This window comes from Candidatus Symbiopectobacterium sp. NZEC135 (assembly GCF_025962695.1).
The window spans coordinates 1-1,015 of record NZ_JAGFPF010000686.1 but is presented as its reverse complement, the minus strand read 5'-3'; the positions used below and the strand labels follow the sequence as shown (position 1 = coordinate 1,015).

The window sequence follows — 1,015 nt, the reverse complement described above, 5'->3', positions numbered from 1 at the left end:
AACCAATATTCTGGCGCTGAACGCGGCCGTTGAAGCGGCGCGTGCCGGCGAGCAGGGACGTGGTTTTGCCGTGGTGGCGAGCGAGGTTCGCGCGCTGGCGCAGCGCAGCGCGACAGCCGCGAAAGAAATTAAAGAGCTGATTGATGGCTCCGTAGAAAAGGTGCGCCAGGGGATGGTTCTGGTGGAGAAAACCGCCGTTTCCATGCAAACACTGGTCACTAACGTTGAAGGGGTTAACGGCATCGTCACCGAAATTGCTCAGGCAAGCCGTGAACAGAGCGATGGCGTTAATCAGATCAACCTGGCCGTGGGGCAGATAGACACCACCACCCAGCAAAATGCGGCGCTGGTTGAAGAATCTGCTGCTGCGGCATTGTCTTTGCAAGAGCAAGCTCAGGCGCTGACCAGCACGGTCAGCATTTTCAAACTGGGCAGCTACCACGAGGACCCGGTAGCGCATCAAGGCACCCTTCGCTTGATGTCCGGCGCATAAGGTTCTCCCGGCTCTGCACCCTCGGCAGAGCCGGGTTATTCCCTTCGTGAGCAATCACTGCGTTGTGTGCGGCAGCGCATCCGCGTTTTGTATTGCTTGATAACGTCGCCACCGCACGATGTCTATCAACAAGAATATCAACAGGCTGCCGCCCATGACCGGTAAACACCCGCCCAGTAGCAGCGCGATGCTGCCTGCCAGTACGCGTACCGCGAGCGGCAATGCGGTGAACGCGGCGAAAAGGGTGTTAGCCGGGTGTGGTTGGCCGCCAGGGAATCCGAACAATACGCCCATATGGGCACCGATCCCCCAGCGCGTCAGTTTGGCTGCAAAAGGGTAATCGGCGAATCTGACGTAATCGACGACAGCACCGCTGTCGGGATTAATGGCAACCATATCGGCCTGCGTCGGCCACCTCCGCTCAATTTCAGTCACGGTCCAGGCGTTATGTGCGGTTTTTGCCGGGCGGATCTCCAGTTTATTTGCGCTGATCCCCGCTTGCCGTGCTATCGCCAATACACT

The 1,015-nt window shown here is 58.3% G+C and carries 1 protein-coding gene and 1 pseudogene; one reads left to right on the top strand and one right to left on the bottom strand.

From position 1 onward, the window contains the following. Window positions 1-493, top strand: a 493-nt coding sequence (locus J5224_RS29730; RefSeq protein ID WP_264628658.1) for a methyl-accepting chemotaxis protein, incomplete at its 5' end; no start/stop codon positions are given. Between the two features lie 54 nt (window positions 494-547). Here J5224_RS29730 and J5224_RS29725 read toward each other — a convergent pair. Beyond that, a pseudogene (locus J5224_RS29725) lies at window positions 548-1,015 on the bottom strand (PepSY domain-containing protein); the annotation flags it as partial.